Source organism: Ruegeria sp. BG7 (assembly GCF_056535685.1).
Genome location: NZ_JBQFIU010000001.1, coordinates 2,943,890 through 2,966,256, shown reverse-complemented (window position 1 = coordinate 2,966,256; position 22,367 = coordinate 2,943,890). Strand labels below are relative to the sequence as shown.

Genomic DNA, 22,367 nt, shown 5'->3' with positions numbered 1-22,367 from the left:
GGAGGGTTTAAGTGTCCGTTGACCTAACCATCCTGATGGTTGCCATAGGCCTGGGAGCAATGCTGCAAGTCGGCGTTGGCATCGGTTTCAGCATCCTTGCTGGACCGCCAATGATGATCCTGCTTGGTACGTCGACAGCCGTTCCAGTACTACTGCTACTGAACACCGTCGTTTCCGCGGTTGCGACAGACCGCCAGGTGCTGAAGACCGACCGTCAGACCATTCGCACGGCCATCATCGGATGCCTCGTCGGAGTGGTCGCGGGCCTTCTCGTACACCCTTGGCTGAGCGAGGCGTTTGTCCTTGCTCTCACGGCCAGCCTGTTGCTGATCGGGCTTTTGACGACCTTGCTACCCTTACGTCGCTCAATTGGAACAGTAGGGTTTTCGACCGTTTCCGGCTTGTCCGGGCTGGCGACTGTTTGGGCAGCGACGCCCGGCCCTTTACTGGTTTTCGGATTGATTGCGAAAGGCAACCCAGCCAAAGAGGTTGCCAGGTTGGTTCAACCCATTGCGCTGCTGGCGTACGGAGTCGCCTTCCTGTTGCACTGCCTGTCCGAGACGCAAGCCTTTGCCTATGGCCCGCAGCTATGGGGCTTTGTCGTACTCACACTGATCGGTAGCCTTTTGGGTCGTGCAGTTGGGGCCCATTTGCCGCAGAGCTTGGTCACAACTGCTATCCGCGTGGTTTCTCTGATAGCTTGCGGCGTTCTCTTTCATCGCGCATTTACGATTGTGTGAACTCAAAGGGCAGACGATGACACAATTCAACAGACTGGACAGATTTCCTCGTGCCCACTTCATGTCAGGTCCAACTCCTTTGGAACGGTTGGACAGATTGTCTTCGGAATTGGGCATCGACCTTTGGCTGAAACGCGATGACCTGACCGGGCTTGGGTTTGGTGGAAACAAAACGCGGCAGCTCGAGTTCTATTTTGGTGATGCTCTTCAGGAAGGTGCGGATACCATTTTGATCACCGGCGCAGTTCAGTCCAACTTTGTTCGTTCTTCTGCAGCCGCCGCAGCAAAACTGGGCATGCAATCCGTCCTGCAACTGGAAGAGCGTGTCCCAGATATGGGCAAAGAGTACTACACCTCCGGAAATGTGCTGCTAGCAAAAATTCTGGGCGCCGAACATATGAGCTATCCCGAGGGTGAGGACGAATCCGGTGCCGACGCCGCATTGCACGCGCGTGCCGACGAACTGAAGGCTGAGGGTCGCAAACCTTATGTCATTCACCTGGGATTGGACCATCCGCCGTTGGGTGCCTTGGGCTATGTCGTCGCCGGAAATGAACTGTGCCAGCAGATGTCGGATTTCGATGCGGTCGTCGTTCCCTCGGGCAGCGGCGCAACACATGGAGGCTTGTTGACAGGACTGACGTTGGCGGGGAATACCTCTTCTGTGTTTGGCGTCTGCGTGCGCCGGGATCGCGACAAACAAAAGGCTCGAATGGATACTGTGCTGCATAAGCTGGCGGATTTACTGGACATAGACGCAGCACCTTTGCTGGATAGGATCAACGTTTCAGATTGCGCGCTTTCCCCAGGTTACGGCAAGCTAAGTGGAATGACACGATCAGCCTTGGAAAAGATGGCGCGCAGCGAAGGAATTTTCCTTGACCCCGTCTATACTGCGAAAACCTTCGCAGGGTTGTTGCACTTGGTGCGTGAAGGAGTAATTCAACCCGGCCAAAAAGTTGTCATGCTGCATACGGGCGGGTTGCCTGCACTCTTCGGATACGAAAACGAATTGGTAAGCGGCCTATCCTGAACCCACCTATCACGACACCAAAATTCCCCTACTGGAAAGACACAAAACATGACTATCACCCGGATCGAAACCGGCCAGCGCATGAGCCGTATCGTCAAGCACAACGGCGTCGCATACCTATGCGGTCAAACCTCAGACGCACCTACAGTTGCCGAACAAACACGCGACATCCTAACGAAGGTTGAAGACCTGTTGACCAAAGCTGGCAGCGACAAAACCCGTATTCTGAAATGCGAAATCTGGCTAGCTGACATGAAGGACTTTTCCGAAATGAATGACGTCTGGGACGCCTGGGTGCCTGAAGGCCACGCTCCAGCCCGTGCCTGCGGAGAGTCCAAGCTTGCCCGAAGTGTTTTGAAAGTTGAAATGATTGTAACGGCAGCCTGTGACTGAATCCCTACCGGGAGTTTTTGCAAGATCGACGGAGTGGTGTTCGAAGTATAGCAGGCATAAGTTCTCAGTTAATGCGCCATTTCTTGCGAAAAAGAGCTACCGGTTCTTAAGCTGCAGTCCCATTTGCACTTCCAACGGGCGACAACTCTCGTTGCGCGTTGAAAAAAGAACGGCCGATAATCCTACGTACCTGATCTGCAATCGTGGTCATCAGCCGCAGCCCAAGCGCTATGCCGCTTCCGCAGGCAGCTAAGCCTTGAGCAGCCAATTTCGAAGCACAAACGCTTAGCAGTGAATGCCCACTCTGAAAATCAGGAGTGGATTTTACCACAGATGCAACTAATATCCACTATACGCCCTAAACGAAAATTGCTGCACTCATCACCTAAGTCTCCTTTGGGCTCGGAGCCGTCATCTGAGGCTTTTCGTCGGATGACCGGTTCGCTGTTCTGAGCGGACATTGTATGAGCCGGTTCCATCGGTGACGCCATCATGATTCAAGAGCGACAGGAGGATTGTCCATGTCGCACTTGTTCTGGCTCGACCTACAGAACCTGAAACGCATCCAGCACCTGTTCCCCAAACCGCGCGGGGTAGCGCGTTCCGACGACCGCAAGGTTCTCAGTGGTATCAGTCATGTCATCCGCAATGGGCTGCGATGGCGGGATGCACCGGCTGAGTATGGGCCGCACAAGACACTATACAATCGGTTTGTCAGGTGGTCCCGCCTTGGTGTATTCGCTCGTATCTTCCGGGAACTGGCGCAACCGGGACCGGACGGCAAAACCATCATGATCGACAGTACCCACCTGAAAGCGCACCGAACAGCGGCAAGCCTTTCAAAAGGGGGGCTCGAACACGAGCCATCGGTCGAACCAAAGGTGGTTTGAACAGCAAGCTGAACACGGTCTGCGACGGGCGCGGGCGACCTCTGACGTTCTTTCTCTCAGCTGGACAAATGAGCGATGCCAAAGGTGCGCTGGCCTTGCTCGGCAGCTTGCCACCCGCCAAGATTCTGCTGGGGGACAAAGGGTATGACGCAGACTGGTTCCGAGAGGCACTGGCCGAACGCGGCATCGCTGCGTGCATTCCAGCGCATCGAGGACGAAGGGACCCTGCCAGCCATGACCCTTGCATGTATCGCAAACGGCACCGCGTTGAGAACCTGTTCGCACGGTTGAAAGACTGGCGTCGTATCGCGACCCGCTATGATCGATGCGGTGAGCTGTTCCTGTCGGCAATCTGCATCGCTGCTACCGTCATCTTCTGGTTATGAGTCCTGACCCTAGTTTGTCAGAGAAGCGTTGCATGCACGCGCCGCTTCTATCGCCTTTTTTGTGCCAGCAAGACTAATTTCGAAGGCAAAGTTGGACTCCGGCATCACAATCATCGTTTCGCGTTCCATCACGTCTGTGACGAAGTCAGGATTGTTAGCAAGGAGATAACCGCCCTTGTACCCGTCTGCCAAATTGGGCGGCGCTGCTGTTGTATCTCCATAGTACAATTTGTTGTCCATGAGCAGCTCTACCTTGTCATCCTTAAACTCGATGTCAGCCTTGGTGAAAACACCCATGTAGCCGAAATCCTTGTCTGGCGTCAGACCCATTTGCACAACGTTGGTATTCTCATCCATCCTTTCAATCAGGCAAGTATTTCGGCTCTTGTCCACAAAGATGTTCCAGCCAGATTCCTCGCCATAATTTACAAATTCCGCATTGTCTTTCGGCAGAATGTTCTTGTCTTTGGCATGTCCGATTGTTGCTCCACATGCAAGAACAGCAGCCACAACAAAAGTCTTGGTCAGCGATTTCATAGAATCTCTCCCATAATATTATTGCAGAATAAGAATATGACGATAGGCGCTGAACGCGAGTTTCGCAAGCAAACCTTCAACCCTAAATAACTGTGCCGTGGCTCACCGTCATCACGACTTCTGCGAACGAAATTGTTTAGCTAATACACCCACAAAGAATGCCCGTAATCCTGCAACCGGACTCATATGAGCAATGGATGAATGGAAGCCCCCGAAGGCACCTTCGAACTACTCCAACCATTCGCAGCCGACCAAATGCGGATTGTGCGGGACGGCGAAGGTGAGCGGTCGGACCCGCAAAGCTGACCTCTCTCTAGTTTCGGTTGCGGAAAAGCCGCGTTGAGCCCAAAGCCGCCACGGAATCAAGTTTTGACCCAACACTGGTTGTTCAAGCAATCGTGACAAGGGTCGGATTTATCGGTGCAAGTGTTGTAGTCTCACTAAGTTTGCTTACAAGGGATCAAAACCGCATCAATGACTTGTGCCCACGCGTATACCGTCAATTTTTGGGACCCGTTTAAAGGCGTCACCGCTGAAGCAGTGGATACACTCTTAATATTACTTTTCGAAGATTTTGAATGCTCGCGGAACGGATTTTTTTCAAAGTAACCTCGACGCCTAAAGTGAGAACCTGCTCTCAGAGTGGGCAATGACAAACTCGCGGGTCTCGAAATAAGCAAGCTCTTCCATACGTCTAAGCACATCATCCAGAGCCTGCTCGCTGTCAGTTATTGAAGGTGCTTGAAACTCTTTCTGCAGTTTTGAGCACCCAGCCGCGTAGATTCGATTTCGCGCCAAGTCCTGTGGTAGGTGCAAGCCCTCTTCGTAGGACTTCAATGCAACAACAATAATTGCGGCGACACTCGCTGCAAAGGCAAAGGTTTGGGAAAAAGGAGCATCTTGAGCCATCACGATAGTCAGAAGAACTGCTAATAGTTGAAGCGATAACAAGAGCAACGTCGCAATAAACTCAAGGTTATTGACGCCTCTGGCACGGTCGGCAATTGAACCACGTAAAGAAAGCCCGGACCCGCTCTTTTCTAGCTGGTGTAGGGCATAACCGCGCTGGTGCTCAAACCTTAGTTCCGTAAGTGCTTTTTTGAGCTGTTCAAATGCTTCGGTATCGGCGTCCTCTTGGATACCGGACACGCGTTCCGCAAGAAAACACTCTGATAACTCCGCGTCGTCTAAAACTGATTGCTTGTAACCATTTTCATTCAATCGCTTAATTGTCTTTTCGAGTTGTTTCTGGCGTGCTTCTAGCAGTTCACGCCTTACCGCATATGACCTCGTCGCCACAGCTCTCGAGTTCAGCATTATGAATTGGAAGTGAAACTGGCGAAGTCGCTCCGCCCGCAGTCTATTCCTAAGCCAGACGTCCCTGTTTTTTCCAAACAAAATACCCTTTCCGAAAAAAACAGCGATAACTAGTAGGATAAGCGAAATCACCGAAGCAATGTCGTCAAAGTCCATTCCATCTGTGCTTAGTGGAGAGAAGTCGAACACTGTCTTCGCGGTTGCGACTATCAAACCCGTCAGAGCAAACAGAATAGCGCGCACACCATTCTTTCGCACTTTTTGCTTTAGCTTAATCGCTTCGGCTTCTGGCGTTTGGAAGGCCCGGATGAGTTCCGGCCAAACAAGAAACTCGCTAACTAGAGGGAACTGGCTCTTAAAGTAGGGTTGATCGACCTTTTGATCCGCGCCAATGTCGGTGTTAAATTTAGGTTTTAAGGTATTCACCGTCGCCCTCTTTAATCAAACTATCAAACTAAAGCGAATTATTGGTATCCATATCAGCAACTTTTGTCGTCTTTGTCGAAAATAACATAATCTACGTGTTGGAATCAGTACTTTTCTTCTGGAGAATTCATCATGCGTCAGGAACTTCGCGTATTTATCTTAGGCAGTATGGCGCCTAAAGGTGTCTATCACAGCGAAAACACTCAGTTCGTCCATCGAAACAACACGACCCAACTCGCAAAAATTATAGAGGGGATACGCGAGAACTTGGTCGAGATGGGGCGCCTCGAAGATGTGGATGATATTGTCGCAATAACGCCTGATGAAGCCCTTAGGGGGGATATCGTGGCTGCGGTCATCAATGGCATAGAGAGTTCGGATGTTGTTGTTGTTGACGTAAGTGAAGAGAGCGCCAGTGTCATCTACGAGCTGGGCGCGGTTAACGCTTTGGGCATTCCTTATATTTTGGTTACCAATGGAGAAACACTGCCGTTTTATCTTATGCAGCAGCGAGCGATTCTGAACTTCAATTTTGACGATAAATTCGACAAAAAAGAAGCGAGCCACCAAGAACTGCGGAATAAGCTTTTGGCAGCCTATGAAAGCCCGGATGGAATTGAGTTCAGCGAGAGCAGTTTCTCAAAGTACTTTTCTGGGCTTCCAATCGTGAACATCTCCGGTCCTGCAAGTATTGCAATCGGTTATTTTATGAATAGCGTCTTGCGCTTTGCGGACCCCGCAACTGGATTCTTGTCGACCAGAGTCAATGTATCTCGTGACCTTGGTGAAGGGAACACTAGCACACACGAAACACGGTTGAGCGCGTATGTCGTTGTAATTCCAGACATTGTAAAACACAGGGACTTCAAAAACGCCCGAATGGATTTGGAAGACGATTTGAAGAAGCATGACCTAAGCTTAATGAGTGCATCAATCCTTGAGCTCGACACCAAGGCTGCTGCTCAGAAACTTGGTTTCGGTGCGCTTTTCTTAGAACAGTGTCCGAATATAGTCGTGGATATCCCCCGGACTGTATATGCGCTGGCTAACGTTCCTCGCGTCAAAATCGCCAAAGATAATGAGTTAAAATTCAGAGTACCCTCGGGCCGAAGACGGCTATTACGACGCATGTTGAGGGAGTTCGTCGATATACTTCGTTGGAAAACACAAACCGAAGCCGATGGAAAAGATGGACCCTGGGACAGTATCTACTTTGTGCAGCAATCTGAAGCGCCTCTGTTTTTAAAAAGGCTTGCTGAGGGTGGCTTCGACTAGTCACACGTGTTCGTGGGAAACAACTTAACTGAAAGGCCCTGTTTTTGGGGGGTTTTGTAGCTCAAACACCGCTTCGAACTTGCCATGCGTTTGGTTAAGGATCGGGTTGCTCAACTTCAGTCCCCGCGCTTGAAAGAATGGTGTGAGCAAGTCCACAAGTTCGTCGAAACGCCGAACAACGTTTTCTTTTTGCAAGGTGGCGTCAACGTCTTCGCCTCTGGGATAGATGTCCAAGAATTTCCATGTGGCAACCGAGTATATTCGCGGGAACTCTTGCCATAGGTATTCAAGGGCCTGATGACCAAGCTGAGCTTTTCCTTCAGGCAAAATGAAGTCAGTGAAAGTCACACATTGGGCCTGTGTTTCAAGGCTTTCAATTCTAACAAAAAAGAACTTTGAATCGCTGTGCGTAAGCTGCAGAGAAAACTCATCCCTTCGAACAGTTATGCTCATGTCTTGCCCCATAAGAAAGTGACTTGTGAAACAGCTAACCGCTACGGCTTGGCAAGTGAACAGTGTTCTTTATCCGAACAATCGGCTCCCCAACGCCTAATAGACTCCGACGCCTATCCAGTGCACCTTGTTAGAAAAGGGTCGGATCTGGGGGACACATGCGCGGAAATGATTTTGCTTCACTTGTTCACCGGATTTTGACGACCGAAGCCAAATTCAGCTCAAAAGAGGTCGCGCGGAATATGGGGCTGGAATACGATGCCTTTTATGCCCGTCTGCGTAACCGGACGTTGTTTTCGGCGAATGAAATAAAGGACTTGCTTTCGGCCATGCCTGACGCACGGCTTGTGGGTTATTTCCTCGAAGAAACTAACTTTGTCGCAGGCGACCGTATCGAAACCAGTGGGCACGACGACGAAGAAAACCTGTACCGCGCCACCAACCGGATCGTTCTTGAAGCGACAGAAGTGATGCGCGCCATGCATCTCGCACTCGCTGATCATCGGGTTGACCATCAAGAAGCCCTGAGAATTCAGGCCGAGATAGAAGAGGCTGAACGCGCTCTTGTTGCCTTGCGTCTGCACATTGCCGAAACATCCAAGAAGCACAGCATGTCAAAATAACAGGCGTCAAATTGATTGCGCCAGACATTGGAAACACTCATTTCCCTTGCTCCACCCGCAAAAAAAGGAGCCCCAGTGGATAGTTTTTCCGGCAAGCACAATCCTTTTGGCATTCGGTTAGGTTTCACCACGCCGCAACACCAGACGACGGGGTTTTCCAACTGCAAGCCCAATAACCCGACAAGACAGGAAATCCGCACCGGAGCAGACGGCCACCTTATCAGCTTTGCGCCAACGGGCTCCGGTAAAACCTGGACATTGGCCATCCCCACCTTGCTGGATTACCCCGGGTCCGTCGTGGCCTTTGACCCGAAGGGTGAATTGGCTAAAGCAACGGCTGGCGCGCGGCAGGCCATGGGGCAAAACGCAATCATCTTGGACCCCTTCGAGATTACCGGCCTTGAAACAGAAAGCCTGAACCCGATGGATCTGGTTTTGGGCAAGGAGCCAACACTGGAAGATGCCCAAAGTCTCGCGACATCCGTCATCAACAGGGTGAGCGATCTGGATCCGTTTTGGGATATCAGCGCGCGAAATCTGGTCGCCCAACTGCTACTCTACACACAATATGAAAGCCCAAGGGCGCTGCGAAACCTGCACGAAGTCAATTACCTGCTGAACCAAAGCCTGAAAGATTTCAGCCTCACCATCCGCGATATGGCGCGATCCAAAACAAATCTGGTTTCAAGCGGAGCCCATTCCCTACCGACACAAGCAGACAAAACTGTGGCCTGTATTCTAGCATCCGCCCGAAGTCACACCGAAGTCTTCAGGGGTGAAGCCGTTCGAAAGGCAACCAGCGCCACGAGCTTTCCCTTAGAAAAACTGAATGGTGAAAGTGGCGTAACCATTTATCTAGTTCTACCACCTGCCTATTTACGCAGCCATTCCGCGATCGTCCGTGTCTGGATGGAGGCTTTGATTGGCTGGCGCATTCGACAGGCCAATGAAGTCAAACGCGAAACACTATTTCTCATCGATGAGGCTGCGCAATTGGGGTCAATGGATTTTCTACTCACTTCGGTGACCCTGCTGCGCAGCTACGGCGTGAAGTGCTGGACCTTTTGGCAAGATCCCCAACAACTGCAGGCCTGTTATCCTCAGGATTGGCAGACGCTTTTCAACAACTGCCGTTACCACACGGTGTTCGGTCGCCAGTCTTTCCTTGCCGAAGAAGCCTTTACGCCGCTTTATGGAACAGTCGAAAACGGCCTGAAGAGGAGCGGGTATTTCGTTGAACTCGGCGAGACGCCTCTTGCTTTTACACGCCCGAACGTTGAGAGTGTAGCAGAACGCGTTCATTCCCAGCCGCAACTCAAGATCGAAAGAAAAAAGCCTAAGCCAAGTGAAGCAAATGTGGCTTTGAGCAGGCTGCTCAAAGAATTTCCCGATCGCCCTGAGCCAAATGGCGGCGCTTGCGTTGATCCGATCCCTTTCTAATTGGTGCCCACCGCCTGTATTTTTGTACTGGCTCACGTGACATTTCCTGTTCCAAACAGCGAATACACTTTGGCGTAAGATTGAGCTTGTTCATAGCTTGTAATTCGCAACCGGGCAGGGCCAATCTTTTGGATCGCTCAGGATTAGCTTCATCACACCGGAAAGACCAGTCGGCCAACCATGGTATAGGTGTATGCCGTTCATGTGTGCCAGCTTGCGACCACATTCATGCATCCGGTGCGCGTTGTCCTGGTTGCCGAAGCTACCAATCATGACCGCATTGCCGATCCGTTCAGTATCAACGAAAGCTTTCAGGTTGTGACGCAACCACAGGCAATAGGCAATCTGGTGAAGTGGATCGTTCGGCCACTTCAAAGGCTGGCCACCGTTTGCGCGAACCATTTCGGTTTCGGTAATGTCCGATGGTAGGTGAACCACATTACCCCCCGGTCGCTTCTCGCATGAAATCTTCGAACGATTGAACGTTGCCACTCCCTGGCTCTGGCTCAGCAGTCGTTGGGGGTTTGGTCGCGGATGCCGCCAAGGCGATACCATCCTTGCAGCGCAATCCCAAATCGCGGGCTAGTGCCTGCATCTGTCGGCTCATTTCCTGCTGGTGTGCGTGGATCGGGCTGCGTCCAGACGATCCGTTCACGTGCGTCACGATGGCGGGTGTCATCATGCAGAGAATACGATTGTCGGCCATCTGCTGCGTCACGAACGCCAGTTCAACGATCATGTTCAGATCGGCTTCGGTCCATTTGTCCGGTGCGGATCGATAGAGGTTCGCAAACGTACGCTTGCCCAGATCATTCAACACTTCCAATCCGGCCACATCCGGCACGGCTACGCTGGCGGGTTCATCGGCCTGTGCGGCCTGTCGTAAGCCGGTCAGGCTGTCATTGCGTGTTTTGTGCTGTTTACGGGGCATTCGTGCAAATCCTGTCTGATTGCGCGTAAATCATCCTGAATCGGTGTGTTCAGACGGTAGTATTGTGGCGTCAAATTGCCATCCGTTGCAAGATTTTTGCGTGAACCCCGGTCAAAACTGAAATTAACGGGCCTTCTTTTGGACCCACGCCGGTGATCAACCCCCTATCGATGCTTGAGTCGGCCCCGCCCCAGCTTGATCACACGACCGACCGTCAACGATCCGTCATCGTCACGTCATCGATCAGTGATCGAACAACGATGTGATGTGATCGAACGATAGTGATGGGGATGGATGGTGTGTGCGTCACTGTTCGTGCGTCACAACTTGGACCAACAGGATCGCAATCGATCGATCACGTGTCGTTGTCATCATCATCGTTGCCGTTGCAGACGGATGACCAATCACTACCGACGGGGAAGCCATCAGGTCCGATGGTGGGGGTATCCCTACGCCGACCCTTTTCCCGGTGCCTCGCGTTGTCACATGACCGGCACAGTGTTCGAAGGTTCGGAAGGAACAGCGCAAGATCAGGATGCGTGCTGCGTGGTTTGATGTGATCCACGATTGCAGAGCCAGGACGACGCACATCAGCGTTGCAGTTCGTACACCTGTAATTGTCACGACGTTTTGCCAGTGTCCGCAGCTTCTTCCACGCTTTGCTGCTGTAGAACGGATGCGTTTTCTTCTGCGCCATTGTTATAGATTTCCAGCTAGATGATTTGGTGATTGATCGCCGGGACAGCAGGGACAGCTTTCGGACACTTATTGGTCACACACATATATATGACTCTCATTTTTTTCCTTACGCGTAGTAATTGAAAAAAGGTGTCCCGGCTGTCCCGTTTAAACCGGAAACGGTTCGATCTTTAATTTTACGCCCCGATAAACACGCGTAATACCGTTGTGAATTTTACCGGGCTGGATTTTGATTGGTTTGGTTTTCAGTGTTTTTATGAAACCGTCTTTGGTCCAAATCCCCACATCACGCCCATCGATGAACGCTTGGAACACACCGAACAGCATATCGATGGTGACAAAGTCATTCTGATCACCGGTCACGACCAATCGATCCGCAACGAATTGACCAACCGGGTCCATTCTCATTTCCGCATCGGCCTGCAACTGAGCGTTAATGTCCGTCACGGTGAAACGCTTCTGGGATCGGACACGCTGCCAGCCTTCTACAGCCCAACACAGGATCGCGGACCGTTCGGCCAGCAACGCGTCGAATAGTTCCGGGTCTTCACGTCCATAGAACGAATTGGGGAAGGTCAGATAGATGAACCGGCTGGCCAGCACACCGTCGGGATCGCGCAGCAACGGAATGCTGTTTGACATAAGGATCAGACGCACGGTCGTCTTGCCGGTCCACACGGGCTTGTTCTTGCGCTGCACGTCCACATCGTCTTCACCGGTTACGGTCAGGATCAATTCACCAATTGCACTGAAGTCCGAGTCCTTGCTCAAGCGCACGTCGGGTACCACCATCAGGCTTTTACCCACCGCGCCTTCCATGACGAATTGATTGGACAGCAAGCTGGACCGGATCGAATAAACCAGATTGCCTTCCAGTGCCTTCAGCAACTTGATGTTGGTGCCTTTGCCGGTCCGTTTCTCACCCACGAACATGAAGCCCTTTTGAAGCCAAGTCGCACCGGACAGTAGGTATCCGTAAATCTCCTGCATCGACCCGATCTGATCGGGCGTGTCCAACGCTTCGTTAAAGAACGCTTCGGCCCGTGTACCGGTCCATACCGCATCGGCCTGCCACGCGGCGTCGATCCATGTGTGATTGAAGAAGTCGGGTGTGTGTGCGACCAGCTTGCCGGTATCCAGATCAAGGATGCCATTCTGAACGGATCGCCATGTCCCTGGCTCTGGTTTGTTCCATCCCGGTTCAATGGCTGCGGATCGCTTCGTGACCGCCCGCAGTGCCGCGACATAGTTCGACACCAGCACTTTGGTCGGGCTGACTTTGTGGCGTGTGATCCCGTCCTGCGTCTCTTTCTCGTAACAAACGATCTTGCTGAAGAAGTGGAACAGCACGTCTTTAATGTCATCTTCGGCCATCACTTCCCAATGCGTGCCTATCCACCGATAGAAGTCGCCCCGCCAGTGGGTCAATGTGCGCCGGTCACCATCTGTGAAGTACCCGGCAACGATCAGACGCGCGGTGTGTTCCAGATCATGGGGGTTGATGACAGTACGGTGCGACATGTCCACCTGATCGCCCCGGATCAGTTCGGCCACCTTGTCCACGACCGGGTCGATTTCGACCGGGACGACGCCGGGTGGCATCTTGGCTACCACCGGCCCGCCTGCGGCCATCATGTGGGCCGCAACGGCTTCGGGTGTGAAGTCCATCTGCCAACGCCCGCCCCCGTGTGCATGGGACCGCACCGCACCGCCCGACATGACCATTGCCTTGCCGCGACCGTCATCCGGGTCCAGCGGATCGCCCAACGTCTTGCCGACATACGCGGCCAGATTGTCCACCACTTCGCGCACCGTCTTCGCGCCAATGTCCCGGTCGTCAAAGTACAGAACGTGATCCAGAGGCAACCGGCCCCCGTCGGCCAGTTCCACGTCCGCACGCACCGCTTCTACGGGTCGTCCGGTCCGTTGGACTTCATCCTGCACAAAGTCCTCACGCGCGGCCTGTGCGGCGTCCGCCAAGCTGTCGCGTGACGCACGCACCAACTCACTAAACCGAGCTTCTTCTTCGGGCGTCAGGTCTGGCAATTCCCGTCTGGTGTCCAACGGTTCAAAGGCTTCGGTCATCTGGTCATCGTGAACCACAGCCATCCGCTGCGCCTGATCCTGAACCAAGGGTGGTGACACCATCGGCGGTCCCTCAAAGATCAGACGTTCCGGCCCGCCAACCATCACATCCACCAATGACCGGACAAACAAACGGCCCCGCTTTTCGACCGCGTGCCAACCATACCCGGCCAGCCACATGCGCTTGTGCAGAACCTTCAACGCGCGGGGAATGTCGGTGGCATCCCATACCGGCACGTACAGATGAAACCCACCGCTGCCGTCGTATTGTTCGCCCGTCTGCATGTTGCTGAGTGCCGCTGATGTGCTTTTGCGGTACACGTAAGGCAGACCGCTATCCACGCCCGGTATTTGGCCCAAGATCGCCCGCAATGCGCCTTGGTGCCGGATCGCTTCACGCACGTGTTCCGGCATACCCTTCTGATCATAGTCGATCAGCATAATGCCGGGTCCGGTCTGGTGTTCGAAGTATTCCTGTGATCGGGCAATGAAGCCAGGGATGCCCCATTTCTTCAGTTCCGCAGCGGTTCGAACGGACCAGATCGTTCCGGTGACCGGATCGTCTTTAACCACACCTAATGTGATCGCCTGCGTTCGGTCCAATCCGTTGATCAGGTCCGCCAACGCCCCCAATGAACCCAAACGAACGACCTGCGCCGACCCTTCGGCCATTCCGCACGCGCTACCGTCACTGTGCGGGCGTCCATCACCGTTCATCGCAATGGTCTTCGTCATCAGACCATTGTTGGCCTTGGTAACTACCGTGACGCAGAATCCTGTGTTATCGTTGGGCATCTTTAGTTGTCCTTCTGAGTGTGAAGGTTTCAGTTGGCCCGGTCCTGCCCCATGCGGTGACCGGGCTGTTTATTTGAGCGGTCGGAGTCTGCGCGGTGCTGGCGGTGGTGGCAGGTTTGGGTCGGTGTACGGCACGCCGGGTGGCAAACGGTGATAGGCACCCCCGCCCCGGTATCGACCGCGCTTGATCGTCCCGGCCCGCATAAACCCCAGACCTTTCAGATGGCGGCTGATCTGGTGCGACATGCGCGGACCCCAATATCGATATTGCAGCCCGAGACGGTCGAACACTTCGCGCGGTGTCGTCACCTGATCGTCGCGCGTCTCGCACGCGATCTGCCACCGGGTGATACGCATCATTGCATTGTCGCCCGCACCTGATCGGGCATCAGGATCGCCCCGCCACTCGGCACCATGTCCAGATGGAAGTCGTCAAATGTGTGTGCGTAACGGATCAGGATTTCCGGGTACTGGTTGAAATGGCGCGTCCGCATCTGGTCGCCATTCGGCCCCCGCGCCAAGCACTGGACCACCACGCCCCATAGATACCCTTCCGGCAAGGGCTGGATGCCTTCGGGCAATTCGTCCCGTCTGGCCCGTCTGAAGCGGAACTCGCGATCAGGGTGGCGTTCAAAAAACTTGCGGTCAGCGGCAAACCAAGCCGGGTCTTTGCGGGTACGGTTGTTTGATGTAAGACTCATTTCACATTCCAGATGATGTTGGGGGTTTGCCTGCGCTAACTGACAACGCCCCCGGTTTCGTTCAGCACCCGGTCCGTTTGGATCGGGTGTTTTGCATTAGGCGGCTTCACCCAGTTCGATAACACCGGCTTCCTGCAAGATTTCCTGCGCCTCTGTGTCGATCAGTGACGGGATACGATCCGCGTCGTTCATCAGGATCGTCAGCACGTAGCAGCACGCCTGTGCGCGGGCCAAACGGCCTTCCACGATCATGTTCTTCATCAGGTCCGTCACCTTTGCGACGGCCTCAATTCTGTTGAAATTTTTCATCTGTCAGTTCCTTCTGCTTGGTTGATTGTGTGTGCGTCGTCCGCATCCAGTTCCAGAACCGCATCGCCCCCGGTCAGCAGTGTCGAAAGGGTGTCGATTGCGGCGGCATAGATGGACACGCGGCGGGCGTTCTGGTCCGCCACGGCTTCAAACAAACACGTTTGCCACGCGTCGATCCGTTCCCATGCGGTGGTTCGGTCGATCCGCATAGATCTTCCTTTCGGGTTACATTGGTGGGTAATAGAGCGGCACCGGATCGCCTGATCCGTCTTCGCCTTCGGCCAGATCGGTCAGGGCAGAACAGACAAATTCAACATTCGTCTTCAGCCCTTCGACGCAATCAAGCAATTCCGGGTAGCGGGTCGTATTGGCCACCGTTTCCACTTCGTCCAACGCGGCAAAAAGCCGGTCGGCCAGGGTGCCGATCCCCTGCTGGCTAACACCCATCACGCGGCCAACTCGCCATTGGCCAATGCGAGAACGTCACGGCCCTTGATGCGATGGACCCGCTGACCGGGCTGTTTGTACGCGGGCAGGTATCCGTCAGCGATCAGGCGGCGGATTGCGTGTTTCGGTTCGTTGGTGACTTCGTGCGCCTCGCGGATCGAATACGTCTTGTCAGGGTGAATATCGCTCAACTGCATTGCTTCGGTTCCTTTCCATCAGTGTCGATGGATCAAACCTGAATTACCAAAGTTCTAACCGTCAATAAGAATCTTTACCGTTACATGATTTGACCTACGGTCTTGCCAATCCAATTACCGTTCTGTACATACTGTTCATAGAATTACTAAAGGAACTGACAATGAAGTTTGTAGAAACAAGGACGGATCAGGCGATACCGGGACTGTTTGCGCGAATCGCAACGGACCGGATGGATCTTGATTCCGCATTCGGCCCGCCCGGTCGGAACTTGGATGAACCGCTGAAAGACGCGCCGTTCATTCCGCAATTCAACGATTGGCCCGAAGTGACCAAGACCTGTCAGATGGTCGCCGCTTCGTTTCCAGAACTGGCCGCTGATGGTGGGTTGAAAGATCCCGACCAGATCGCCCGGTTTCAGGAACATGCACAGCGCATCGTGCCGACCCTGATGAACGCGGTCATCCAAAGCCAAGAACTGCACCTCTCGGTCGATCCCAAGGACATGCTTTATATCGCCACGCCTCTGACCGTGCGGGCTCACTTGGCCAATGAAATGCTGATGGCCGTGCGTGACGGGTGGAAGTTCATGCAATGCGACCACTGTGGCGCGTGGCACCGCATCCAGCGCACCCGGTCGGCAAGCTATTGCAGCGGTCGGTGTAAAGCCGCAGCGCACCGCGCACGGCATACTGAGGGGGTGTGACATGGCATCAATTAAGCAGAAATCACCGGGCGTCTGGAAAGCCCGCTACCGTGCGCCCGACCCGGCCAAAGGTGGCGCAATGGTCGAACGGTCCTTCACCGTCAAGGCGGACAGCAAGCGCGAAGCACAGGCCATCGCGGACGAACGGGAACTGGATGAACGCCGGGTGCAAATCTCGGCAGATGCCACCAGCAGCGTGGCCGACTTTCTGGTGCATTGGGCAAACAACCGGCCCGACACCTACAAAGGCAAGCGGCCAGCACCCAAAACCATCGCGCGGGACAAACAGCATGTGGAAGTGATCAACCGCCATGTCGGGTCTGTGCGGATGCGTGACGTATCGGCCAAGACCTTCGACAAGCTGGTGCAGGGTCTTCGGGCGGATGGTCTGGCACCGCGCACGATCAAAAACACATGGGCTGTTCTGAAGAAGGCACTGCGGCAGGCATGGCGCGACGATGTGATCCGCGACGATCCATCCGCCAAGGCCATCGCGCCCCACGTGCCGCGCACTGAAGCGGCCTTTGCCACCTTCGAAGATGTGGATGCCATCACCGACCATCTGGAAGGCTGCATGGACCGTTTTGATCTGGCGGTCTATGTGCGCCTGCTGTTCTTCACCGGGTGCCGACCGGGTGAAGTGATCGCGATCACTTGGGATGACATTGACCTGAACGCCGGGACACTGAACATCAACAAAGTCGCGTCTGAGGCGGGCGACGATTACCTTGTCCGTCACGAAACCAAAACCGAAGGATCGACTGCGGTCCTGGCTTTGCCCGACCCGGCCATTGCCGATCTGGAAAGGCTGCGCAAAGCGTATCTGGCCGCGAAGGGTGACAAGGGTCTGGGGTGGAACCCGGAAGGCTATGTGTGGCCCGGTGCCGATGGTCTGTTGCCCATCAGGCCAACCAGCCTAGCCCGCAAGGTCCGAGTCGCAATTCGGGCCGTTGGCCTGTCTCTGACGCTCTATTCGTTCCGTCACGGTTCTGGCACTTACATGCTGGAACAGGGTGCTTCGATCAAAGAAGTTCAGGACCATCTGCGGCACTCAACTGCCCAACTGACGACCGATACTTACCTGCATGTCACCGACCGACTCAAAGAACGTAAGGTGTCCATGTTCAACAAATTACGTTGATTTAATACTGTCGCTGTGGACCGATCTGCGGACTCGCGATCCGGTCATATGTTGCTAAGTGATTGATTTTAATGGCAGGGGCAGCAGGGTTCGAACCCGCGACCTACGGTTTTGGAGACCGTCGCTCTACCAACTGAGCTATACCCCTGTGGTGAGCACCCAGATATGCCAGCCGCGCGGCGGACTCAAGAGGCTTTTTCAGATTCCACACCACTATCTGATCCGACAAACAAGTTGCGCAAAATGTGCAGTGCGCTAAGACAAGGTCCGGTCAGCAAAAGGAAGCCCGTGTGAACCTCCGCAAGAAGATCGCAGACAGCGAAGTTGTGCTGAACTGGGTGGCACGACGGATCGCCAGCTATATTAGATGGGTTAACCGCAACACGCGCTGGCAACGCATCGGGTATGAAGAACTGGACCAACTGGCTGAACAGGGCGAGCCGGTCATTGTTGTCCTGTGGCACCAGCGGTTGGCGCAGTCCCCGTATTTCTTTCCACTGGACAAAGGCAGGATCTGTTCGATCACGTCCGCAGCCCGCGCCGGCAGCATGGTGGGCCGGGTGCAGGAACAGTTCGGTATGGACACAATCGCCATGTCCAGCCACAAGCGGCACGTGGCCCTGTCGCGTGAAGTGCTTGGTAAGATGAAGCAGGGTATTTCCATCGGCATTGCTGCGGATGGGCCGCGCGGGCCTGAACGAGTGCTGTCGACTGTACCTCTGGTCTGGGCGCGTACATCGGGCAAACGGGTATTTGGCATCACCTTTTCTGCGAAACACGGGCGCGAGGCCGGTACATGGGACCGCCTGCTGATGCCACGCCCCTGGCGCAACGAAGGGGTATTTTTGTGCCGCGAATGGACCGAAACGGTGCCACGCAAAGCCAGTGAAGAAGAGTTTGAGGCCCTGCGCCTGAGCCTTGAGCAGCACATGAATGACATCACGGCAGAAGCCGACCGAATGGTGGGGCGTGAGCCTTGGTCGCCTGATGTCTAACCGCCCCTAAGGCGTTGCATCAGATAGACTTCGCTGCCCTCGGGGATTGGTTCCGTAAGCCCGGTGGCAATGACGCGCCCGTCAATCGCGATAGAGACCCCCGCATCGATGGGGGCTTGCAATTGCGGGTGGGCCTGAACCAACGCCCGCAAAAGTTCGCCGGTGGTTTTGGCCTCGACCTCCACCACCTGTTGGCCCCCGGTCAATGACCGGAGGCCGGACCAAAGGTGGACCTCAACCATTGTCCTTGAGCGCAGCCAGAATGCGCGGTGGTGACATGGGCAGTTGCTTCAACCGCACGCCAGCCGCGTTGGACACAGCGTTCGCAATAGCAGCCAATGGCGGCACGATGCCTGTCTCACCCACGCCGCGCACACCAAACGGGTGGCCGGGGTTGGGCACTTCGACAATCACCGTGTCAATCATCGGCAGGTCGCTGGCAACGGGAATGCGATAGTCGAGGAAGATCGAGTTCTGCAAGCGCCCGTCCTCGCCATAAATGTATTCCTCGTTCAGCGCCCAACCGATGCCTTGTGCGGCTCCACCCTGGAATTGACCCTCAACATAGGTCGGGTGGATCGCTTTACCGGCGTCCTGAATGACCGTGTAACGGGTGATAGAGGTCTTGCCGGTTTCAGGATCGACTTCGGCATCGACAATATGAGTGCCAAAAGACACGCCCGCACCTTCCGGGGTGGCTTCAAAGTGACCCGAGATCGGGCCGCCGGTTGACCCCATATCCGCAGTGATGTCGGCCAGCGGCATCGGATCGAAATCGCCTGCATTGGGGCCTGAAGGCACCGCGCAACCGTCTTCCCATTTCACCGCATCAACCGGGATGCCCCACTTGGCCGCCGCGCGTTCGCATAGTTTCTCGACCGCATGTTTTGCGGCTTTGATCGTGGCCAGACCCGAGGCATAGGTCACGCGCGAGCCGTGGCTCACGTCGTTGTAACCCAGTGTCGCGGTGTCGGCGACGGTGACACGGATGTTCTCATAGGCAATGCCCAGAACCTCGGCCGCCATCAGCGCCATCGACGCGCGCGACCCGCCAATGTCAGGCGTTCCGACCATCAGCTGGGCCGAGCCATCCTCAGACAGGGCCAAAGATACGCTGGTCTCACCACCATGGTTGAACCAGAACCCGCAGGAAATCCCCCGCCCCTGCCCCGGTTTCAGCGGTGCTGCGTAATGCGGATGCGCCTTGGCAGCCTCAAGCGTTTCCACCAGACCGATGCGTTCATAGGTCGGGCCATAGCTGGCCTTAGTCCCTTCATGGGCGGCGTTTTTCAGGCGCACGTCGACGGGGTCGAGACCCAGCTTGTTGCACAGCTCATCGATGACCGATTCAACCGCAAACGCCCCCATCGGCGCACCCGGTGCCCGGTAGGCCGCCTGCTTGGGCCGGTTCGACATCACGTCATAGCCAATTTGCTTGACGTTGGTCAGGTTATAAGGCGCAAAGGCGCACATGGCGGTCATGTCGCCCGGTGCGCCGGGGAACGCCCCACCCTGCAGGCGGAACACGCCTTGTGCTGCCGAAATCGTACCGTCCTTCTTCATCCCGATCTTTACGTCCATCGATGCGGAAGACGTCGGACCGGTTGCTCGGAATACCTCGGATCGCGTCATGACGATCTTAACCGGACGATTGGCCTTGCGGCTCAGCGCCAGTGCAACAGGTTCAATGAAAACTGTGGTTTTGCCACCAAACCCCCCGCCAATTTCAGACGCGGTGACACGCAGTTGCGAGGTTTCGATGCCCAGCAACGCGGCACAGGTTTTCTGCGCAATCCAGTGGCCTTGCGTTGTGCACCACAGTTCGCCCTTGCCGTCATTACCCAACATGCCCAGACAGGCGTGCGGTTCGATATAACCCTGGTGGGTCGCCTCGGTCACAAAGCTGTCTTCGATCACCAGATCGGCCTCGGCAAATCCGGCCTCGACATCGCCGTGACCGCTTTCATGGTAGCGGACCACGTTGGGGTGCATCCCTTCGGGTACGGAATAGTCTGCCGCGCCTTCGCGGATGATAGGTGCGTCCGAAGCCATTGCCTTGTCCACGTCGGTGACATGGGGCAGTACTTCGTATTCGACCTCGATCAGCTTGAGCGCATCACGGGCCGCCAGCGCAGATGTCGCCGCCACGGCAGCTACCGCGTGACCGTCATAAAGCGCCTTCTCACCAGCCATGACGTTTTCCAGAACATTCCAGAACTCGCCTTCCAGCCCCGGCTTGAAGGGCACGTCCGCAAAATCCGCACGGGTCACAACGGCTTTGACATCCTTATGAGCCTCGGCCTTTGACGTATCGATCTTCACAATCCGTGCATGGGCGTGAGGAGAGCGCAGAACAGCGCCGTGCAACATTCCAGGTGCCGAAATATCCGCGCCGAACTTGGCACGGCCTGTAACCTTGTCCAGACCGTCAGGGCGGTTTGGGCGAGTGCCCACAAATGTGAAACCTGATTTACGATCGTCCAGAGCCATTACGACGCCTCCCGCATCTCAGCCGCCGTATCCATCACGGCGCGAATGATCTTGTCATACCCGGTGCAGCGGCACAGGTTGCCTGCCAGCCAATACCGGGTTTCCTCTTCGGTCGGGTTCGGGTTTTTCTCCAGCAGCGACTTGGCCGCCACCAGAATACCCGGAGTACAGATACCACACTGCAAAGCAGCGTATTCGATCATCTTCTTTTGCAGCGGATGCAGAACGTCGCCGTCTGCAATGCCTTCGACGGTTTCGATTTGCCTACCCTCGGCCTCGACGCCCAGCATCAGGCAAGAACAGACCAGACGGCCATCAACGGTGACGGAACACGCACCGCAATCCCCGGTGCCGCAGCCCTCTTTCGCGCCGGTCAGGTTCAGCTTGTCGCGCAGACAATCCAGCAAAGTTTCGCGCGGGTCACAAAGGTATTCAACCGTGTCCCCGTTCACGGTAGTGGATACGTGGAGCTTGCTCATGCGTTTTCTCCCTTTGCGCGGGTATAGGCGATTTTCGCGGCGCGCTTGGCCAGAACGCCAGCCACCTCGGTTCGGAATGCGATCGTGCCGCGTTTGTCGTCGATCGGATTGCAGGCGGCAGAGGCGGCGGCAGCCAGCGCATCCAGCGCGGCATCGTCCAGCGTGCTGCCGATCAGGGCTTTCGCGCAATCTTCCACCAGCAGAACCGTGGGGGCAACCGCCCCCAAAGACACCCGAGCTTCGGTGATGGTGTCTCCGTCCAGACGCAAGCTGACACCGACGCCAACCACGGCGATGTCCATTTCCGTACGCGGGATGAATCGAAGATAGGCATCACCCGCGTTGTTACCCCGAGCAGGAATATGGACGGCCGAGATGACCTCACCCTTCGTCAGTGAGGTCTTGCCAGGGCCAGTTGGGATATCCTCGACTGCAACCTCTCGGGTGCCCTCCGGGCCGGTGACCGTGACCGTCACACCCGCTGCAACCATCGCTGGCACGGAATCAGCCGCCGGAGACCCGTTGCACAAATTGCCGGTCAAAGTCGCGCGCCCCTGCACCTGGGTGGATCCGATCAGGTCCATCGCCTCAACCACGCCGGGCCAGTCCTTGCCCAGATCAGGATGCTCGCTCATCTCGGCCCCCGTTGCGGCCACGCCCAGCGTCCAGCTGCCATCGGCATTGCGGGTGATGTCGTGTACACCGTTGATTTTCTTGATGTCGATCAGCGTATCGGGCGTCACCAATTCCGAGCGCAACTGCACCAAAACATCGGTGCCACCCGCCAGAAACCGTGTAATACCCGTCGCATTTGCGGCCAGAGCCGAAGCTTCGGCAAAGCTGGCGGGGCTGTGATAATCCATGAAGCTACCTCGTACCTG

At 55.2% G+C, this 22,367-nt stretch carries 27 protein-coding genes and 1 tRNA gene; 10 read left to right on the top strand and 18 right to left on the bottom strand.

Annotation, left to right across the window (positions count from 1 at the left end):
* Positions 1–11: 11 nt before the first annotated feature.
* The 4 genes from ACR3EH_RS14755 (at position 12) to ACR3EH_RS14740 (ending at position 3,442) form a co-directional block, all read left to right on the top strand.
* Positions 12–740, top strand: a complete 729-nt coding sequence (locus tag ACR3EH_RS14755; RefSeq protein WP_171183773.1) for a TSUP family transporter — start codon at positions 12–14, stop codon at positions 738–740.
* A gap of 16 nt (positions 741–756) precedes the next feature.
* Positions 757–1,773 carry a D-cysteine desulfhydrase family protein gene (locus tag ACR3EH_RS14750; protein WP_171183771.1) on the top strand — a complete coding sequence of 339 codons (1,017 nt, stop codon included), beginning with the start codon at positions 757–759 and terminating at the stop codon, positions 1,771–1,773.
* Between the two features lie 48 nt (positions 1,774–1,821).
* Positions 1,822–2,166: a RidA family protein gene (locus tag ACR3EH_RS14745; RefSeq protein ID WP_171183770.1), complete on the top strand. Its 345-nt coding sequence runs from the start codon at positions 1,822–1,824 to the stop codon at positions 2,164–2,166.
* Positions 2,167–2,687: 521 nt separating this feature from the next.
* Positions 2,688–3,442 (top strand): IS5 family transposase gene (locus tag ACR3EH_RS14740; RefSeq protein WP_171675683.1). Its coding sequence is split into 2 segments (ribosomal slippage): positions 2,688–3,006 and positions 3,006–3,442, totalling 756 coding nucleotides; the frame shifts between segments, so codons are not numbered across the junction.
* Between the two features lie 9 nt (positions 3,443–3,451).
* Here ACR3EH_RS14740 and ACR3EH_RS14735 read toward each other — a convergent pair.
* Together ACR3EH_RS14735 and ACR3EH_RS14730 are read right to left on the bottom strand one after the other, a co-directional pair.
* Positions 3,452–3,979 (bottom strand): hypothetical protein, encoded by a 528-nt coding sequence (locus ACR3EH_RS14735; protein ID WP_170805414.1) that lies wholly within the window; start codon positions 3,977–3,979, stop codon positions 3,452–3,454.
* Between the two features lie 618 nt (positions 3,980–4,597).
* Positions 4,598–5,722: a hypothetical protein gene (locus ACR3EH_RS14730; RefSeq protein WP_171189182.1), complete on the bottom strand. Its 1,125-nt coding sequence runs from the start codon at positions 5,720–5,722 to the stop codon at positions 4,598–4,600.
* Positions 5,723–5,854: 132 nt separating this feature from the next.
* Here ACR3EH_RS14730 and ACR3EH_RS14725 point away from each other — a divergent pair, with 132 nt between their 5' ends.
* A complete protein-coding gene (locus ACR3EH_RS14725; protein WP_171189184.1) occupies positions 5,855–6,997 on the top strand; it encodes an STING domain-containing protein in 1,143 nt (380 codons plus the stop codon).
* 24 nt (positions 6,998–7,021) lie between these two features.
* On the opposite strand, the gene ACR3EH_RS14720 is transcribed toward ACR3EH_RS14725, so the two are convergent.
* A complete protein-coding gene (locus ACR3EH_RS14720; RefSeq protein WP_171675681.1) occupies positions 7,022–7,450 on the bottom strand; it encodes a hypothetical protein in 429 nt (142 codons plus the stop codon).
* Between the two features lie 158 nt (positions 7,451–7,608).
* Between ACR3EH_RS14720 and ACR3EH_RS14715 the strand changes: the two genes are divergently transcribed.
* On the top strand, positions 7,609–8,073 hold the full coding sequence (locus ACR3EH_RS14715; RefSeq protein ID WP_171189188.1) for a phage regulatory CII family protein: 465 nt from the start codon (positions 7,609–7,611) through the stop codon (positions 8,071–8,073).
* Between the two features lie 15 nt (positions 8,074–8,088).
* Positions 8,089–9,513, top strand: a complete 1,425-nt coding sequence (locus ACR3EH_RS14710; protein WP_171189190.1) for a type IV secretory system conjugative DNA transfer family protein — start codon at positions 8,089–8,091, stop codon at positions 9,511–9,513.
* Positions 9,514–9,603: 90 nt separating this feature from the next.
* On the opposite strand, the gene ACR3EH_RS14705 is transcribed toward ACR3EH_RS14710, so the two are convergent.
* The 10 genes from ACR3EH_RS14705 to ACR3EH_RS14660 form a co-directional block, all read right to left on the bottom strand.
* On the bottom strand, positions 9,604–9,951 hold the full coding sequence (locus tag ACR3EH_RS14705; RefSeq protein ID WP_171189192.1) for a hypothetical protein: 348 nt from the start codon (positions 9,949–9,951) through the stop codon (positions 9,604–9,606).
* Position 9,952: 1 nt separating this feature from the next.
* A complete protein-coding gene (locus ACR3EH_RS14700; RefSeq protein WP_171675677.1) occupies positions 9,953–10,444 on the bottom strand; it encodes a hypothetical protein in 492 nt (163 codons plus the stop codon).
* Positions 10,445–10,799: 355 nt separating this feature from the next.
* Positions 10,800–11,141 carry an HNH endonuclease gene (locus tag ACR3EH_RS14695; protein ID WP_171186257.1) on the bottom strand — a complete coding sequence of 114 codons (342 nt, stop codon included), beginning with the start codon at positions 11,139–11,141 and terminating at the stop codon, positions 10,800–10,802.
* Positions 11,142–11,290: 149 nt separating this feature from the next.
* Complete coding sequence (locus tag ACR3EH_RS14690) at positions 11,291–14,023, bottom strand: phage/plasmid primase, P4 family (protein WP_171675675.1); 2,733 nt, start codon at positions 14,021–14,023, stop codon at positions 11,291–11,293.
* Between the two features lie 69 nt (positions 14,024–14,092).
* A complete protein-coding gene (locus ACR3EH_RS14685; RefSeq protein WP_171675673.1) occupies positions 14,093–14,383 on the bottom strand; it encodes a hypothetical protein in 291 nt (96 codons plus the stop codon).
* The gene (locus ACR3EH_RS14680; protein ID WP_171186262.1) at positions 14,380–14,724 is read right to left on the bottom strand and encodes a hypothetical protein; all 345 of its coding nucleotides are present in this window, start codon (positions 14,722–14,724) and stop codon (positions 14,380–14,382) included. The genes ACR3EH_RS14685 and ACR3EH_RS14680 overlap by 4 nt, the downstream gene beginning before the upstream one ends.
* 96 nt (positions 14,725–14,820) lie before the next feature.
* Positions 14,821–15,033, bottom strand: a complete 213-nt coding sequence (locus ACR3EH_RS14675; protein ID WP_171186264.1) for a hypothetical protein — start codon at positions 15,031–15,033, stop codon at positions 14,821–14,823.
* Positions 15,030–15,242, bottom strand: coding sequence for a hypothetical protein (locus ACR3EH_RS14670; protein ID WP_171186265.1), 213 nt, complete (start codon positions 15,240–15,242; stop codon positions 15,030–15,032). The genes ACR3EH_RS14675 and ACR3EH_RS14670 overlap by 4 nt, the downstream gene beginning before the upstream one ends.
* A 16-nt stretch (positions 15,243–15,258) precedes the next feature.
* Positions 15,259–15,483: a hypothetical protein gene (locus ACR3EH_RS14665; RefSeq protein WP_171186267.1), complete on the bottom strand. Its 225-nt coding sequence runs from the start codon at positions 15,481–15,483 to the stop codon at positions 15,259–15,261.
* Positions 15,480–15,677: a helix-turn-helix domain-containing protein gene (locus ACR3EH_RS14660; RefSeq protein ID WP_171186269.1), complete on the bottom strand. Its 198-nt coding sequence runs from the start codon at positions 15,675–15,677 to the stop codon at positions 15,480–15,482. Before ACR3EH_RS14660 ends, ACR3EH_RS14665 begins: the two co-directional genes overlap by 4 nt.
* A gap of 161 nt (positions 15,678–15,838) precedes the next feature.
* On the opposite strand from ACR3EH_RS14660, the gene ACR3EH_RS14655 reads away from it, so the two are divergent.
* Both ACR3EH_RS14655 and ACR3EH_RS14650 read left to right on the top strand, forming a co-directional pair.
* Complete coding sequence (locus ACR3EH_RS14655; protein ID WP_171186270.1) at positions 15,839–16,381, top strand: hypothetical protein; 543 nt, start codon at positions 15,839–15,841, stop codon at positions 16,379–16,381.
* Position 16,382: 1 nt separating this feature from the next.
* On the top strand, positions 16,383–17,522 hold the full coding sequence (locus ACR3EH_RS14650) for a tyrosine-type recombinase/integrase (protein ID WP_171091505.1): 1,140 nt from the start codon (positions 16,383–16,385) through the stop codon (positions 17,520–17,522).
* A gap of 72 nt (positions 17,523–17,594) precedes the next feature.
* Here ACR3EH_RS14650 and ACR3EH_RS14645 read toward each other — a convergent pair.
* A tRNA-Trp gene (locus tag ACR3EH_RS14645) sits at positions 17,595–17,670 on the bottom strand.
* 142 nt (positions 17,671–17,812) lie between these two features.
* Here ACR3EH_RS14645 and ACR3EH_RS14640 point away from each other — a divergent pair.
* Positions 17,813–18,517: a lysophospholipid acyltransferase family protein gene (locus ACR3EH_RS14640; RefSeq protein ID WP_171186272.1), complete on the top strand. Its 705-nt coding sequence runs from the start codon at positions 17,813–17,815 to the stop codon at positions 18,515–18,517.
* Here the strand turns inward: ACR3EH_RS14640 and ACR3EH_RS14635 are convergent.
* From ACR3EH_RS14635 to ACR3EH_RS14620, 4 genes are read right to left on the bottom strand one after another with little or no spacing between them, the layout of a single operon-like run.
* Positions 18,514–18,759, bottom strand: coding sequence for a MoaD/ThiS family protein (locus ACR3EH_RS14635; protein WP_171105585.1), 246 nt, complete (start codon positions 18,757–18,759; stop codon positions 18,514–18,516). The genes ACR3EH_RS14640 and ACR3EH_RS14635 overlap by 4 nt on opposite strands.
* Complete coding sequence (locus ACR3EH_RS14630; protein WP_171186274.1) at positions 18,752–21,007, bottom strand: xanthine dehydrogenase family protein molybdopterin-binding subunit; 2,256 nt, start codon at positions 21,005–21,007, stop codon at positions 18,752–18,754. The genes ACR3EH_RS14635 and ACR3EH_RS14630 overlap by 8 nt, the downstream gene beginning before the upstream one ends.
* The gene (locus tag ACR3EH_RS14625) at positions 21,007–21,486 is read right to left on the bottom strand and encodes a (2Fe-2S)-binding protein (RefSeq protein ID WP_171091513.1); all 480 of its coding nucleotides are present in this window, start codon (positions 21,484–21,486) and stop codon (positions 21,007–21,009) included. Before ACR3EH_RS14625 ends, ACR3EH_RS14630 begins: the two co-directional genes overlap by 1 nt.
* Positions 21,483–22,349, bottom strand: coding sequence for an FAD binding domain-containing protein (locus ACR3EH_RS14620; protein ID WP_171186276.1), 867 nt, complete (start codon positions 22,347–22,349; stop codon positions 21,483–21,485). The genes ACR3EH_RS14625 and ACR3EH_RS14620 overlap by 4 nt, the downstream gene beginning before the upstream one ends.
* Positions 22,350–22,367: the final 18 nt, after the last annotated feature.

Coding starts and splice junctions, on each gene's coding strand:
- ACR3EH_RS14685 (WP_171675673.1), bottom strand. CDS start 14,383: ATGATGCGTATCACCCGGTGGCAGATCGCGTGCGAGACGCGCGACGAT.
- ACR3EH_RS14695 (WP_171186257.1), bottom strand. CDS start 11,141: ATGGCGCAGAAGAAAACGCATCCGTTCTACAGCAGCAAAGCGTGGAAG.
- ACR3EH_RS14725 (WP_171189184.1), top strand. CDS start 5,855: ATGCGTCAGGAACTTCGCGTATTTATCTTAGGCAGTATGGCGCCTAAA.
- ACR3EH_RS14650 (WP_171091505.1), top strand. CDS start 16,383: ATGGCATCAATTAAGCAGAAATCACCGGGCGTCTGGAAAGCCCGCTAC.
- ACR3EH_RS14680 (WP_171186262.1), bottom strand. CDS start 14,724: ATGAGTCTTACATCAAACAACCGTACCCGCAAAGACCCGGCTTGGTTT.
- ACR3EH_RS14715 (WP_171189188.1), top strand. CDS start 7,609: ATGCGCGGAAATGATTTTGCTTCACTTGTTCACCGGATTTTGACGACC.
- ACR3EH_RS14745 (WP_171183770.1), top strand. CDS start 1,822: ATGACTATCACCCGGATCGAAACCGGCCAGCGCATGAGCCGTATCGTC.
- ACR3EH_RS14675 (WP_171186264.1), bottom strand. CDS start 15,033: ATGAAAAATTTCAACAGAATTGAGGCCGTCGCAAAGGTGACGGACCTG.
- ACR3EH_RS14625 (WP_171091513.1), bottom strand. CDS start 21,486: ATGAGCAAGCTCCACGTATCCACTACCGTGAACGGGGACACGGTTGAA.
- ACR3EH_RS14630 (WP_171186274.1), bottom strand. CDS start 21,007: ATGGCTCTGGACGATCGTAAATCAGGTTTCACATTTGTGGGCACTCGC.
- ACR3EH_RS14735 (WP_170805414.1), bottom strand. CDS start 3,979: ATGAAATCGCTGACCAAGACTTTTGTTGTGGCTGCTGTTCTTGCATGT.
- ACR3EH_RS14660 (WP_171186269.1), bottom strand. CDS start 15,677: ATGCAGTTGAGCGATATTCACCCTGACAAGACGTATTCGATCCGCGAG.
- ACR3EH_RS14690 (WP_171675675.1), bottom strand. CDS start 14,023: ATGCCCAACGATAACACAGGATTCTGCGTCACGGTAGTTACCAAGGCC.
- ACR3EH_RS14670 (WP_171186265.1), bottom strand. CDS start 15,242: ATGCGGATCGACCGAACCACCGCATGGGAACGGATCGACGCGTGGCAA.
- ACR3EH_RS14750 (WP_171183771.1), top strand. CDS start 757: ATGACACAATTCAACAGACTGGACAGATTTCCTCGTGCCCACTTCATG.
- ACR3EH_RS14655 (WP_171186270.1), top strand. CDS start 15,839: ATGAAGTTTGTAGAAACAAGGACGGATCAGGCGATACCGGGACTGTTT.
- ACR3EH_RS14700 (WP_171675677.1), bottom strand. CDS start 10,444: ATGCCCCGTAAACAGCACAAAACACGCAATGACAGCCTGACCGGCTTA.
- ACR3EH_RS14635 (WP_171105585.1), bottom strand. CDS start 18,759: ATGGTTGAGGTCCACCTTTGGTCCGGCCTCCGGTCATTGACCGGGGGC.
- ACR3EH_RS14720 (WP_171675681.1), bottom strand. CDS start 7,450: ATGAGCATAACTGTTCGAAGGGATGAGTTTTCTCTGCAGCTTACGCAC.
- ACR3EH_RS14620 (WP_171186276.1), bottom strand. CDS start 22,349: ATGGATTATCACAGCCCCGCCAGCTTTGCCGAAGCTTCGGCTCTGGCC.